The sequence below is a fragment of the Bifidobacterium simiiventris genome, assembly GCF_019331715.1.
GTDB classification, from domain to species: domain Bacteria; phylum Actinomycetota; class Actinomycetes; order Actinomycetales; family Bifidobacteriaceae; genus Bifidobacterium; species Bifidobacterium simiiventris.
The window spans coordinates 16238-31007 of the sequence record NZ_JAHBBG010000002.1 but is presented as its reverse complement, the minus strand read 5'-3'; the positions used below and the strand labels follow the sequence as shown (position 1 = coordinate 31007).

The window sequence follows — 14770 nt, the reverse complement described above, 5'->3', positions numbered from 1 at the left end:
CGGCGGCGAAGAGCCGGCCACGCTTTCGGTCCACTCCCGTTTTCGGCCGTACCATACCGTTCAGCGAACGGATGCGCTAGGGTGGTCAGTGACCGATGTCACGCACACGGCCTGATGCCGTCGAGGGGCACGGGGCAGCCGTTCCCCCGCACGGCAGGGACCGGAAAGGAAGGTCGACGATGACTGACGAACAGCAGGCGCCGCACGCGATCGCGCATTGCGGTTCCGTTTCCGCACTCACGTTGGGATTGCCCGCGACGACGGCGATCCCGGAAGCCAAATCCAGACTGCCGAAGGCGATGTTCGTCGGCCGCGCGCAGATCTCCGCGAAACTGCGGCAGCGTCTGACCAGCGACATCGAATCCATCACGATGCTGGCGCTGCTCAGGGCGTCCAACACCGCTCTTGCCTCGGGCACGCGCGTGCCGGAGATCCTGGTGATCGGCCTGAGGCTCGCGCCGAAGGCCACCACCGTGCCCAGTGAAGTAATCGATCTGATCGCGGCCCAACGCAAGTCCGGCATCGTGTTCGCCGTGGTGCGCGAGGCGACGCATGCCGGCGAGTCCCGCGAGGAATGCGCGATCGCCGTGCGACGCGCGTTGCCGGGACGGGCCGGCCATCTGCCCGTGCACGAGGTGTTCGCCGACGAGTGGCGGCCGGCCGGCGAGGCGAGGCTCGACACGGATGCCGTCGCGAAGAGCGGAACGGATGCATCCGTCGACGATCTGTGGTCGTCGCTGTGCGCTCAGGTCATCCTCGGCACGACGGACGGCACCGATCTGGACGCGCGCATCGTGCGCCGCGCGCAGATCGGCCAGTTGGAGATGACGATAGACAAGCTGGCCCGCGACCACCAGCGGGCCAAGGACGCCGACCAGCGCAACGAGATCTTCGCGAAGCTGCACAAGGCCCGGCAGCAGCTGGAGGAATTGCGCGCCCAGTAACCCACGCCCTCGAAGCATGCGTGGAGGCTGCTCTGGCCAGACATTCCGCAAAGGGAGCGGCCCACCACGCATCGTGGAGCGGATTGCGTCTGACATCGTTTGCTTGACGGTTGGTAACTAAGACACGCCGAGTGTGAACGCTCCCAGCATACCAACGGCGACGTTTTGACGGCATCCTAAGCGCAAATCGTCCGCATCGTCTCACGCAACCGTTATCATTCCAGTGTCTAACAGGCATAGGAACAATCAAAGGAGAGCCATGTCCACCCTCGCCGTCGATATCGGAGGAACCAAGATCGCCGCGGCCGTGTGCGATGAAAACGATGCCATCGTCCAGCGCTGGCGCGTCCCCACGCCGATGAACGCCGACGCGATCAACGAGAACATCGCCAAGGTCTACCGCGAAGCCACCGCCGCCGGCCACGACATCAAGGCGATCGGCGTCTCCGCCGCCGGCAACGTCGGAGCGGATCGCAAGACCATGACCTTCGCCGCGAACATCCCGGCGTGGATCAACTACGACCTGTCCGAGCATATCGGCGCGCTCATCGACCACGCGGTGCCGGTCGTCATCGAGAACGACGCGAACTGCGCCGGCTGGGGCGAGTACGTGCATGGCGCCGGCCAGGGCAGCAAGAACATGGTGGCGCTGACCGTGGGCACCGGTCTCGGCGGCGCGATCGTGATCAACGGCGAGCTGTACCGCGGCTCCTTCGGCATGGCCGCCGAGATCGGCCACCTGCCGATGGTCCCGGATGGCGACCACTGCGGCTGCGGCCTGCGTGGCTGCGCCGAACGCTACACCTCGGGCACTTCGCTCGAGAACTTCGCCAAGTCGGCCGTGCGCCGCCGCCCGCAGGACGCCAAGCGTCTGCTGGAGCTGTGCGACGGCGACATCACCAAGCTCGAGGGCCCGATGGTCTCGCAGGCCGCCCAGGAGGGCGACGTGCTCGGCCTGTACGCCTTCAACAAGATCGGCGAGTGGCTGGGCCGCACGATGGCCGCCACCGCGGCGGTGCTCGATCCGGACATCTTCGTGATCGGCGGCGGCGTGGTCGCCGTCGGCGACATCCTGCTCGAGCCGGCGCGCTACAACTACGCCCGCTTCCTCGAAGGCAGCGCCTACCGCGGCCATGCGAAGATCGTCGCCGCCACCGCCGGCCAGGACGCCGGCCTGATCGGTGCGGCGAACCTCGCCCTGCGCTAAGCGTCCGCATGGCAGCTCATGGCTGGTTCCCGGGATCTCACACGGAAAATCCCGGGAACCGGCCATGATCGTTTTTTCGCACGAAACGGCGGTATTCCGGGATATCGCAATGTGCGAATGTGCATATATGTCACTTTTCCGGTTCCCGGGACCGGTAAGGCCGATCCCGGGAACCGACACGCACTGACGTCACACCCTTTTCCCCCGAACTAAGGTGGTAGGCATGAAGATTCTGTTCGTGTGCACCGGCAACATCTGCCGTTCCCCGATGGGCGAGCTGCTGCTCCCCCACTACATCAACGATCCGTCGATCACCGTGGACAGCGCCGGCACCCGCGGCCTTGCCGGCCACGCGATCGACCCGTCCAGCGCGAAACTCATGGAACAGGCCGGCATCGACCCGAGCGCGTTCCGTTCCAAACGCATCACGCCGCAACTGGCCGATTCTGCCGATCTGATCTTCTGCTTCGAACCGCACCAGCGTCAGGACATCGCCACGATCGCGCCACGCGCAGGCCGCCGCACGTTCCTGCTGCCCGATTTCGCGAACATGTGCGCCTACTGCGCCAATCAGGGGTTCATCATCGGTTCCACTCGCCAGGAACGGCTGGAATCGGTGATCGACAACGCTTCCATGATCCGCCCGATGCTGCCCGCCCCGATCTCGATCGAGGACCCTCACCGCAAGGACTTCCCGGTGTTCCAGAAGGCGTACGACCAGATCTGCCAGGCCCTGACCATCATCGCCAAGGCCACCGAATAACAATCCTTCGCGCCCCTGCGTATCCCGTCCACCGTCTGTCCGCGCCCGTCCATCGCCGTACCAGGCAGACGATGGACGGGCATATCCTCCGTTACGGCAGATCCATGAAGCCGGTGGACTTGAGATAGTTCTTGCCGGCTGTGATGTCGTACTGGATCAGCCGGTAGTCCTCCAACAGCTGTTTGGTCTCCTCGTCGAAATCGGACTCGGCCATCGGCTTGCCGTCGGCATCAAGGTAGATGTTCTGGCCTTCCGGAATCCGGTCCCAACCCTGGATCGAATTGACCACCGGCGGCTCCATCGCGGAGATCTTCGCATGCATCTCGGTCAGGAACGCGAGATACGGCGACACCTTCGCATCCATATGCTCGGCCGCCTGTGCCACGAAGAAATTCGGCGACGAGTAGGCGTCGTTGTCGATGTCGGTGCCCTGCGAACCGCTCGCCTTGTTCGACCAGATGAAATAGTCGGTCAGATGCAGCGCGAGCGAGTTGTTCGTGTCCGCGCTGGCCGTCTCGTAGATGCCGGGCAGATGGTCGCCGTAGAAGACGACCGTGACCGGCTTGTCGAGCTTGTCGAGTTCGTCGAGGAACGCGGCAGTCGCCTCGTCGGTCAGGCTCGCGCCCTTCTGGTACGTTTCGATCGACTTCGTCTCGTCCTTCTCGAGCGGTTGCGACGGATCAGTCGATTCGGCCGTAAAATCGTTGTCGGAGTACCAGTTGTTGTACGGCATGTGGTTCTGCATCGTGATGATCTGGATGAACTGGTTCTCGTCCGTCTTCGAGATCTCCTCGAGCGCGCTCCGGTACGTCGCCTCGTCGGACACGTACGGCGACTCGTCGATCTTGTCCTGGTACTTGATGATGTCGTTGCCCTTGCCGTCGCCGGTCAGCGTATAGAAATGCGAGAACCCGAACTTCTGATAATTCGTCTGGCGCGAGTACATGGACGATTCGTACGGATGGAACGCCTCGGAGAACTTGGCCGCGCCCCACATCTGGTTGATCGTCGGCGTCCAGTGCTCGCTCGGCACAAGCTGCTGGTACGGGCTCGACAGCGACGAATCGAAGTTCGCCATGCTCAGGCCGCTCAGGCCCATATACTCGAGGTTCGCGGTGCCGCCGCCGTACCCGGACGAGAACATGAGGCCGGATGTGGTGCCGCTTTTGATCTTGCGGATGTTCGGCATGGAGTCCTTGTTGACCTTGAGGCCGGGTACGCGCGACGGGTCGGAGAACGATTCGCTCAGCACGTAGATCACGGTCGAATCGGTCATGTCCGCAGAACGGTTCTCATTGATCGTCTCGGCCTCGCCCGCGTACTTCTTGGCGAGCGCCTGCATCGTCTCCTCGCTGTAGTTCGCGGGCTTTTCCATGATGCGCGGGTTGAGCTGGCGCGTGAACGAGACGAGCGGGCCGTTGCGTTGCGCGTCGTAGACGGAATCCCACATACTCGGTTTGTCGCCCATCACGGTGGCGAACGACTTCGCCCACGAGCCAACGGTGCTCACCTGCATCGTGTACAGGGTGAAGAACATGCCCGGCAAGAGGATGAGCAGCAGACGCACCGTGAAGCCCAGTCCGCGGTTGTCGAAGCGGATCAGTCGGCCGTTGCGTCCGTCCATGCGGTACAGCAGGTAGCATACGAGCGCCACGCCCACGAAGATCGAGCTGGCGCCGATGATCGTCCAGTGGGCCCCGGGCGGCATGAAGCTCAGCAGGTTGCCTTTATCGGCCTTGAGGAAGTTCAGGTCGCTGGGCAGCACGGCCTCGTAGCGGATCTGCACCTTGAAATGCTCGATGACGGCGATGACGATCGCGATCGCGAGGAAAATCGGTGTGGCGATCCAGAACCGGTTGATGAGCATGAGCAGGATCAGATAGATGACGCCCCACAAGATGAGGTTGAGCACGAGCACGAAGTTGTGGCTGAGCCACATCTTGGTGACGAATCCCCATCCGACGGTGGGGCTGGAAAGCTTGACGCGGGTGCTTTTGAGCGACACGCCCCATTGCAGTGCGGCGACGGCGGCGAGATCGAACAGGACGAAGAAGATGGCGTACAGCCAGCCGGGGAACGGCTTGCTGCGGAATTTGAACCACCGGCGTTCGTTGCGTTCCGCCTGCTCGTCAGACTGGTCGTCGTCCTGCGCGTCATCCGCGGCAGCGTCGTTCCCGTCGGTCGCGTCAGCGGTATCGGGCATGGTGCCGGCCGTCGATGGCTCCACGTGGGGGCGCTCCCCCTTGCGGGCGATCCACAGTTCCTCGATCTCATCGTCGTTTACAGCGTGTTTGTTGTCGTTGGTCATAAACCTGCACTTCACGAGTAGTTTCACTGTCTGCTTGCTTCGCGGTCAGCCGTCATCGGGATCGGGCGCCTCGCCCTCCTGGCCCCATGCATGACGGCATATCGCGTCTATTGTCCTCGCCGTTGCTGACAAAGCGCGCATGGCGCATGCGATGTTCACGATTGTTTCGTGTTTCGCCCGGCGTATGCGAGACATCGATCGTATCGACCGGCATACGCGCGCCGATATCGTCCCCGCGGCGGATTTGCGCTTGCAGATTCGCCGCCTACACTATCGCGGTTGGATCATGCATGGGGAGGCACGATATGGAGGAGTTGACAGCTTGGATGCGTTCGTTAATGTCGGTCGGGCTGGTCTCGGGACCGGTGCCGTCGACGGCGTTCGCGCTGGGCGCGGTCGGGCTCGTATCGCTGGTCGTATGGCAGATGCTGCGTGACGACAGGAAGGCTTTGCTCATGCAGGCTGCCGTCGCGCTCGGTTCGGGCGCGCTGGGACTGCTGGCGGCATGGCTGATCTCCGACGGCATCATGGTGTTCGGCGTTTCCTTGGGCTGGCCTGTGATATTCACGGCCGCCGCAGGGTGCGCCGCCATGGGATTCGCGGTCGCGACGGCGGTGCAGGCACATGGTGTACGCCGCGCGCTCTCGGCGCTTATGGTGCCGATCCTGCTGGTCTGCACGGGCTTGCGCATCGACGCGATCTACGGCGAATACCAGACGATCGGCTCGTTGTTCGGATACACGCCGTACCGGTCGGTCGACTCGGCCGGACTCAAAGACGGCTCGATGAGCGTGGCCCGGTGGCGCAGGCTGGCGGCGGATGACGATTTGCCGTCCATGCCGGCACACGGCAAAACGTATTCGCAGCATATCGGCAATGAGCGCTCCGGTTTTCAGGCGCGCGACGCGCTGGTCTGGCTGCCGCCGGCAGCGTTGAGCACAACTCCGCCGCGACTGCCGGTGCTGATCCTGCTCGCCGGCCAGCCGGGCAGCCCGGGGCGTGCGATGTCGGCCAGCGGCATCACCGCGCTGCTCGACGACTATGCCGCCGAGCATGACGGTCTTGCTCCGATCGTTGTCTCTCCTGATCAGAACGGTGCGGACACGATCAACAGCCTGTGCGCCGACACAACGAAACATGGCAAGGCGGAAACGTATCTGACAGGCGATGTGCCGGCTTGGATTCGAGCCCACCTTCCGGTGTCCGCGAAAGCCGCGGACTGGGCGATCGGCGGGTTCTCGCAGGGCGGCACCTGTTCGACGCAGCTGGCGCCGCGCCATCCGGAACTGTTCGGCACGATGATCGCCGTGGACGGCGAGATCGCACCGACCGACGGCAGCGTGGACCACATGGTCACCACGTATTTCGGCGGCGACAGGCGGGCCTACGAATCTCAGGTTCCGGCGAACGCGATCGCCGCGCATGCGCCGTCCGATCAGGCGGCGGTGTTGGCGGCCGGCGAGAACGACAAGACGTCACTCGCCAATGTGCGCACGATCGGCGCGGCGGCGCGCAAGGCCGGCATGGACACGGTCACACTGGAGGTTCCCGGCACCGGGCATGACTGGCATGCGGTGAACGCGACGCTTCAGGCGGCCCTGCCGTGGTGGTGCGCGCGGATCGGATTGGGAAGGACGGACAAGACATGGTCGGACTACACGAGACTGAAGGTGATTCGATGAGCGTATCGACAGATATCAATCCGGCACAGCCGGCACAGCCGCAGCCGGAGCCAGTGAAACAACCGCCGGAACCCGGGGCGCGCAACGGCGCATCCACCGGCGGCCGCACCGGACGTCGCGCCTGGCCCAGCAAGCAGTACTCCCCCGCCCTGCGCGCGCTGTTCGGCGACGTCCGCAGCTGGATCATGGCGCACCTGCTTTCGGTCTGGTTCGCCGCCACGTTCGCGGTCTGCAACGTGGTCGTCTGGATCATCGCCGCCATGCTCGGTCATGGACTGCCGCTGACCGAACTGGCCACGTCGATGGGCGAGTTCAGTTTGTCGAAGCTGCTCGCGACGCTGCTGCTGGCTCGAGGCGTGTTGCAACTGCTGATCGACGTCGTCCTGCTGCTGGTCATGTTGTCGCTGTCGGAACCGCTGTTGGGACGTGTCCGCATGCTGTTGGTCGGCGCCGTGTCGACGCTGGCCGGCACGGTGCTTGGACTGTTGCTGTGCGCCGGTTTCGCGGCGCTGATGCAGGGCACGCCCGTCATCGACCGTGTTCGGTTCGTGCTCAGTCCGCTGACGCTTGGCGTGGGCATGCTGATGGCGGCGAGCGCGTTCAGCCGGCCGCTGTGGAGGCGGCGTATGAGGCTGATCGGCTACGCGTCGATCTTCGCCGTGCTGCTGTTCAGCGGCAATCCCGGCAACTACTGCATGCTGGCGGCCGCACTGACCGGTCATCTGATCGGCTCGCTCATGGTGCGGCGCTCCGGTGCCGCCACGTCGCACATCGATCCGATGCATTGGCAGTTGAACACGTCGTTCGAGGCTCGTCGCATGTTCGCCGCGTTCGCGCTGGTGCTCGCGCTCGGCCCGATCCTCGCGATCACCTCGCCTACGCATGTCGGACCGTTGAGCTCGCTTGGCCTGATGCTCAGCCCGGCCGACCCGGATACCACCCGTCTGGCCGCATGTCTGGCAGGTGCCGCGCATCGCGGATGTTTCTTCCAGTTCGATCTGTTGCGCACCTCGATGCCGGGCGCGATCCTGCGTTCGCTGCTGCCGACCACGGTGATGGTCATCATGGCGTGGGGGCTGTATCGTGGCCGCCGGCTCGCCGCTTGGGTGACGGCCCTGTGCAATCTGGGCGCGGCCGCGCTGACTGTCGTCTATTATCTGGTCATGCCGCTGGCGTTCGCCCCGGACGGTCTGGCGTCATTGACCCGCCACGGGGCGATCATGGCATGTCTGGCGAACGCGCTGCTGCCCGTCGCGTTCGCCGCCGCGCTGCTCATGTCGCTGCATCATTTCCCGATTCGTACCGATGCCCGGCGGCTGCGGCGGGGATTGATTTCGATGCTGGCCGCATTGCTGACCTGTGTAGTCGTCTATCTCGGGTACGGTCTGCTGTGGCCGGGCGAGTTCAGCCCATCGGCCACGTTGCCCGATCTGCTGGCCGAATTGCCGGGCCGGTTCATTCCGATCGGGTTCCTGAGCCGCACACGCCTGCGGTTCATGCCGCTGACAGTACCTGCGTCCGTGGTGTATCAGGGCGTCGGTTTTGTGTTCTGGGCGGTGGTGCTGATCGTATGCGTACGTTGGCTGCGCGATGTGCTCGTCATCGACGACCGCGCGCGACATCAAGCCGGCGCATTGGTCGAGCACGACGGCGAATCGATGAGTTTCATGACCACGTGGGAAGGTAACCGATACTGGTATTCCCCGACCGGCCGTTCCGCTGTGGCGTACCGCGTGGTCAACGGCATCGCCCTGACCTGCACCGGCCCGTTCGGCGAGAGCAGCGAATGGTTGAGCGATCTGCGCGAGTTCGCACGGTTCTGCGCGGCGCATTCGTGGTCGCCGGCGTTCTATGCAGTGCATCGCGAACAGCGAGACGCGCTGGTGGCCGCCGGCTGGTATTCGCTTGAAGTGGGCGGCGAGATGGTCGTCGATCCGCGCACGTGGAAGACAACCGGCAAGAAATGGCAGGACATCCGCACGGCGATCAACAAGGCGAAGCGCGACGGCATCGTGGACGTGCTCACGACGTTCGATGACGCCGGTGCGGACGTGCGCGAGCAGATCGAGGAGATTTCCGAGCAGTGGGCCGGACAGAAGGCGCTGCCGGAGATGAAGTTCACGCTGGGCGGTGTCGAGGAGCTGCGCGACCCGCGCGTGCGGATCCTGTATGCGGTCGACGAAAACGGACTGGTGCTGGGCGTCACCAGTTGGCTGCCGACGTGGCGCGATGGCCGGATCGTCGGCTGGACGTTGGATTTCATGCGGCATCGGACCGATTCCCCGAACGGCGTCATGGAGTTCCTGATCGCGCGCATGGCCGAACGCCTGCGTGACGAGGGACAGGATGATCCGGACCGCGCGGTCGAGTTCATGAGTCTGTCGGCCGCGCCGCTGGCCGGCATGAATCCCGACCGAGACAATACAGACGGAACCGGGCACACCGATACCGGCACGGCGATGCTGCAGCACGCGTTGCAGATCGTGGCCGACTGGATGGAGCCGGCGTACGGTTTCCATTCCCTGTTCAACTTCAAGCGCAAGTTCCAGCCGAGCGAGGAGCCGGTGTATGTGTGCTATCCCGATCCAGCCGCCCTGCCGCAGCTGGGGCTTGCGGTCATGCGCGCCTATGTACCGTCCGTGAGCGTGTCCGAGGCCCTGGCCATGCTCAAGACCCTGCAACGGTGACGGATCCGGGCCGTTCGTTTCGCGTCTTTCCGACTCGCCGCGGCCATGTGTATCACGATCGGCGCATGGCCGCGGCATCCGTCAGGCTCACACCGCTATCGCGGTGGCGTAGCCGAGATGCATGAATTCGGGGACCTTATACCATTTGACCGGGTAGCCGGCGCCGTGGGCGCAGAACACCGAGTCCGGGGTGTTGTCGAGATCGGATTCGGGATCGTATGCACTCTCGCGGATCACCTCGTCCGCGTTATGACATGGCCGGTAGCCGCCGAATGTGCACGACAGGCGTCCGAGCCCGTGCGTGTAGGCGTTCACGTCCATCGCGTAGTCGCGCATTTCGGATACCGGGCAGTCGCCGGTCAGCGTCGCGTAGTCGCCGTCGATATCGGCCGGGTCGAACGTGCCGGCCATGCGCTGGATGTCGGCCATCGCGCGGCCGACCATATCCTGCGGGATTTCCAGTCGGAACCGGTACCACGGTTCGAGCAGCCGGCACCAGCCCTGCTCGATCGGACGATCGTCGCCATCGTTCGCAGCGGTGGTTCGGCCGTCGGACATGCCAGCGTTGTCATCGTGGGCCGCCGCGGAACCGATACCATCCGAAGCCGTATCTTCGGCATCGGAACCGTATCCGGACACGTTGCCTTCGGCCCGCGCCATCATCAGGCCCTGACGCACGGCCCGGTATGTGGCCTGCCGGAAATCGCCGCCCTCCGTGTGCTTTTCATGGGCGCGCCCCGCGACCAGCGTGAGCCGCATATCGGTGATCGGCGAGCCGGTGAGCACGCCCAGATGCTCCTTCTCCGCCAGATGGGTCAGGATCAGCCGCTGCCAGTTGCGCGCGAGCTCGTCGACGCTCACCGCGCTTTCGAACCGCAGTCCGCTGCCGGGTTCCAGCGGTTCGAGCAGGATATGCGCCTCGGCGTAATGCCGCAGCGGCTCGAAATGGCCGACGCCTTCGACCGCATGCGTGATCGTCTCACGGTACAGGATGCCGCCCGGCCCGAATTCAACGTCCAGCGAGAACCGGTCGTGCAGGATCTGCTGGACGATCTCCAGCTGGACCGCGCCCATGAGCTGCACGTGGATCTCCTGCAGTCGCGGCACCCACACCACATGCAGCAGCGGATCCTCGTCATCCAGTTGCTGCAATGCCAGCAGACATTTGTGGACATCGTTGTCACCGGGCAGCAATGTATACGTCAGCACCGGCTGCAGGCTCGGGCTGGCGGCGTCACGCTCACGGCCCAGTCCCTCGCCGGGGAACGTGCACGTCAGGCCGGTCACCGCGCAGATCGAGCCTGCCGGCGCCGATTCGACGGTCGTGAATTTCGCGCCGGAATACACGCGCACCTGATCGATCTTCTCACTCCAGCCGTCCCCGGCGTCCGCATCGCGGCCGTCGTGCATGGCGTCCGGCGCCCCGTCGCCGTTCAAGCCGCCGTCGACCATCGTCTTCGCTTTCAGTTCGCCGCCGGTCACCTTCAGCCACGTCAGCCGGTTGCCCTGCGCGTCGTGCGAGATCTTGTACACGCGGGCGCCGAACGATTCGGGCGCGGCATCATAATCCGGTTCGCGCGCATACCGTTCGAATCCGGCCAGGAACGCGTCGATGCCGTCCATCTTGAGCGCCGAACCCCAGAAACAGGGGAACAGTTTGCGCTCGGCGATCATGCGCCGGATGTCGTCGAGCGGTATCATGCCGTCCGTCAGCAGCGCGTCCGTCGCCACCTCGTCCTGCATCGCGACGTCCTCGCTCGTCTCGGGGGTCGCCGCGGCATCCTCGAAATCGGTCACGCCGTCGCCGAACCGGTGCTTGAGCTGCGCCAGCAACGCCGCACGGTCCGCGCCGGGCGCATCCATCTTGTTGACGAACAGGAACGTGGGCACCCGGTATCGCGCGAGCAGCCGCCACAGCGTCTCCGTATGCCCCTGCACACCGTCCGCGCCGGAGATGACGAGCACCGCATAGTCGAGCACCCGCAGCGTGCGTTCGGTTTCGGCCGCGAAATCGACGTGGCCGGGCGTGTCGAGCAGGGTGAGTTCGAGGTCTCCGGACTCGATGACGGCCGGTTCGCTGAAGATCGTGATGCCGCGGGCGCGTTCCATCACGTTGGTGTCGAGGAACGCGTCGCCGTGATCGACGCGGCCGAGCTTGCGAATCGTACCAGTGGAGTACAGCAACGCCTCGGACAGCGTGGTCTTGCCCGCGTCCACATGCGCGAGAATGCCTGCGACGATGTGCTTCATGCCGTTCCCGAACTCCTTTGCCTCGCCCATACGGCCTGCCGGCCGCGTGACGCCGCACCATATGATCCATGATCCACGACCTGTTCCGCGGCCTGTCCGGCCATTACCCCACCAGCATACCCATCGTCGTGCGCCGGTCGCCCGCATGCCTGTATGATGATGATTCGCCCACGCGTCACGGCACGGACCGCACGATGCTGCACCCGCGCGACGGACGGCGGTGTTCGGCATTATCACAAAGATATGGAGACACGACGATGACCATGCAGCTGCCCGACAATTACGTGGTGCTCGATCTGGAGACGACCGGCATCAGCTGGCAGCGCGACACGATCATCGAATTCGGCGCGGTCAAAGTGCGCGATCGCAAACCGGTCGCCACGTTCCAGCAGCTCGTCAACCCGATGAGGCCACTGCACTGGCGCATCACGCAGCTGACCGGCATCACCGACGACATGCTTGAGCCGGCCCCCGATCTAGACGACGTGCTTCCTGTGTTCCTCGACTGGTGCGGCGACGACGTGCTGATCGGGCACAACATCATCCGTTTCGACATCCGGTTCATCGCCGCCGCGGCGGATCGTCTGCTGCACCGGCCGGTGCCGAACCGCGTGATCGACACGTTGGAGATGAGCCGGGCGATGTTCCCCGACGAACGGCACCACCGGCTGCTCGACCTGATCCAGCGGTTCGACATCGCCGATGTGGAGGAACATCGTGCGCTGGCCGATGCCGAGCAGACGCGCATGTGCTTCGAATGGATGCGCGATCACGACCGCTGATCGTGGAGTTGCGCGCGGTGTCCCGGACGCCGCGCAACGTAAACGATATGTGAATTCCACTATCCGACTATTGACAACACGCGTGTCTCGATTAAGGGCTTGAATAGAGTCATGGCAGAAATGAGATCCGCGAAACTGATGAATGGGCGCGTATTCGCGGGCGCCCGAGCCCTCTACCGAGCCGCCGGTGTCGACGGCAAGGATTTCGGCAAGCCGATTATCGCCATCGCCAATTCGTTTGACGAGTTCCTTCCCGGCCACGTGCACCTCAACAAGGTCGGACGCATCGTCTCCGAGGCGATCAAGGAGGCCGGCGGCATCCCGCGCGAGTTCAACACAATGGCCGTGGACGACGGCATCGCCATGGGCCACACCGGCATGCTGTACTCCCTGCCGTCCCGCGACATCATCGCCGACACGGTCGAATACCAGGTGAACGCGCACTGCGCCGACGCGCTGATCTGCATCCCGAACTGCGACAAGGTCGTCCCGGGCATGCTTATGGCCGCGCTGCGCCTGAACATCCCGACGATCTTCGTCTCCGGCGGCCCGATGGAGGCTGGCACCACGGTACTGGCCGACGGCACCGTCAAGAAGAACACCGATCTGATCTCCGTCATGTACGCGTCCGCCGACGACAACATCTCGGAGGAGGATCTGCTCAACTACGAGAAGACCGTGTGCCCGACCTGCGGTTCGTGCGCCGGCATGTTCACCGCGAACTCGATGAACTGCCTCACCGAGGCGATCGGCCTGGCTCTGCCGGGCAACGGCACGATCCTGGCCTCGCACGGTTTCCGCAAGGAGCTGTTCCGCAAGGCCGCGCGCGAGATCGTGCACATCGCGAACCGCTACTATCACGAGGACGACGACTCCGTGCTGCCGCGTTCGATCGCGACCAAGCACGCGTTCGAGAACGCGATGACGATGGACGTCGCGATGGGCGGATCCACGAACACCGTGCTGCACATTCTCGCGATGGCGCAGTCGGCCGACGTGGACTTCACGCTGGACGACATCGAGCGTATCTCGCACACCGTGCCGTGCATTTGCAAGGCGTCCCCGTCTGGCAAGTGGGAGATCTCCGACGTGCATCGCGCGGGCGGCATCACCGGCATCCTCGGCGAGCTGGACCGCGCCGGCAAGCTGCACCGCGACGTGCATTCGGTCGACTACCCGTCGCTCGAAGCCAAACTGGACGATTGGGACATCATGCGCCCGACCTGCACCGAAGAGGCCAAGACCATGTATCACGCGGCACCGGGCCACATCGTGTCTCCGGAACCGTGGACGCACGAGACGCTGTTCGACTCGCTCGACACCGACCGCGTGAACGGCGCGATCCACGACATCGATCACCCGGAGATCCACGAGGGCGGTCTGGCCGTGCTGCGCGGCAACCTCGCGCCCGACGGATGCGTGGTGAAGACCGCCGGCGTGCCGCAGGAGATCTGGAAGTTCCGTGGCCCGGCGCTGGTCGTCGAATCGCAGGAGCAGGCCATCGAGGTCATCCTGAACGACACGCTCAAGCCGGGCATGGCGCTGGTGATCCGTTACGAGGGCCCGAAGGGCGGCCCTGGCATGCAGGAGATGCTGTACCCGACCTCGTTCGTCAAGGGCAAGGGCATCGGCAAGCAGGTCGCCATGCTGACCGACGGCCGCTACTCCGGCGGTTCGTCCGGTCTGGCGATCGGCCATATCGCGCCTGAGGCCGCGAACAAGGGCCCGATCGCGCTCATCAAGAACGGCGACATCATCAACATCGATATCGAGAACCGTTCGGTGAACGTGGAGCTGACCGACGAGCAGCTGGCCGAGCGCCGTGCCGAGCTCGAGGCCGGCGACGGCTATGTGGCGCATCGCGACCGCAAGGTGAGCCAGGCGCTCAAGGCGTACGCCGCCTTCGCCCGCTCCGCCGACAAGGGCGCCACCCGCGATCCGGATCTGATCAACAAGCTCTCCGGTCTGGCCTGACGGATTCTCCGTCAATCATGAAGAAAGCCTCCGCAATCGCGGAGGCTTTCTTCGTATGCGGCGAACCTATTCGAGTTCCACCGCACCCGTGTAGAGCTGCGGAGCCGTCAAGCGGACAGTCCAGTGGACTGTCCGTAGGCGACGCCGAAGCGCGGCAGCGCTGAGGTATGTCG

General features: G+C 64.5%; 9 protein-coding genes. 7 read left to right on the top strand and 2 right to left on the bottom strand.

Annotated elements, in window-relative coordinates:
* Window positions 1-179: 179 nt before the first annotated feature.
* From KIH76_RS02580 to KIH76_RS02570, 3 genes are all read left to right on the top strand, one after another.
* Window positions 180-944 carry a DUF4391 domain-containing protein gene (locus KIH76_RS02580; RefSeq protein ID WP_219069216.1) on the top strand — a complete coding sequence of 255 codons (765 nt, stop codon included), beginning with the start codon at window positions 180-182 and terminating at the stop codon, window positions 942-944.
* Window positions 945-1203: 259 nt separating this feature from the next.
* Window positions 1204-2151, top strand: a complete 948-nt coding sequence (locus KIH76_RS02575; RefSeq protein WP_214373212.1) for an ROK family glucokinase — start codon at window positions 1204-1206, stop codon at window positions 2149-2151.
* Between the two features lie 223 nt (window positions 2152-2374).
* A complete protein-coding gene (locus KIH76_RS02570; RefSeq protein ID WP_214373211.1) occupies window positions 2375-2914 on the top strand; it encodes an arsenate reductase/protein-tyrosine-phosphatase family protein in 540 nt (179 codons plus the stop codon).
* Between the two features lie 91 nt (window positions 2915-3005).
* On the opposite strand, the gene KIH76_RS02565 is transcribed toward KIH76_RS02570, so the two are convergent.
* Window positions 3006-5117, bottom strand: coding sequence for an LTA synthase family protein (locus KIH76_RS02565; RefSeq protein WP_214373332.1), 2112 nt, complete (start codon window positions 5115-5117; stop codon window positions 3006-3008).
* 410 nt (window positions 5118-5527) lie between these two features.
* On the opposite strand from KIH76_RS02565, the gene KIH76_RS02560 reads away from it, so the two are divergent.
* Window positions 5528-6904 (top strand): alpha/beta hydrolase, encoded by a 1377-nt coding sequence (locus KIH76_RS02560; RefSeq protein WP_236036783.1) that lies wholly within the window; start codon window positions 5528-5530, stop codon window positions 6902-6904.
* Between the two features lie 185 nt (window positions 6905-7089).
* On the top strand, window positions 7090-9591 hold the full coding sequence (locus KIH76_RS02555; RefSeq protein ID WP_236036810.1) for a bifunctional lysylphosphatidylglycerol flippase/synthetase MprF: 2502 nt from the start codon (window positions 7090-7092) through the stop codon (window positions 9589-9591).
* A gap of 87 nt (window positions 9592-9678) precedes the next feature.
* Here the strand turns inward: KIH76_RS02555 and KIH76_RS02550 are convergent, their stop codons facing one another.
* Window positions 9679-11841: a GTP-binding protein gene (locus KIH76_RS02550; RefSeq protein WP_214373209.1), complete on the bottom strand. Its 2163-nt coding sequence runs from the start codon at window positions 11839-11841 to the stop codon at window positions 9679-9681.
* Between the two features lie 68 nt (window positions 11842-11909).
* Here KIH76_RS02550 and KIH76_RS02545 point away from each other — a divergent pair, with 68 nt between their 5' ends.
* Both KIH76_RS02545 and ilvD read left to right on the top strand, forming a co-directional pair.
* Window positions 11910-12623 (top strand): 3'-5' exonuclease, encoded by a 714-nt coding sequence (locus KIH76_RS02545; protein WP_236036782.1) that lies wholly within the window; start codon window positions 11910-11912, stop codon window positions 12621-12623.
* A 111-nt stretch (window positions 12624-12734) separates the two neighbouring features.
* Window positions 12735-14597 (top strand): dihydroxy-acid dehydratase, encoded by a 1863-nt coding sequence (gene ilvD, locus KIH76_RS02540; RefSeq protein WP_214373208.1) that lies wholly within the window; start codon window positions 12735-12737, stop codon window positions 14595-14597.
* Window positions 14598-14770 lie beyond the last annotated feature (173 nt).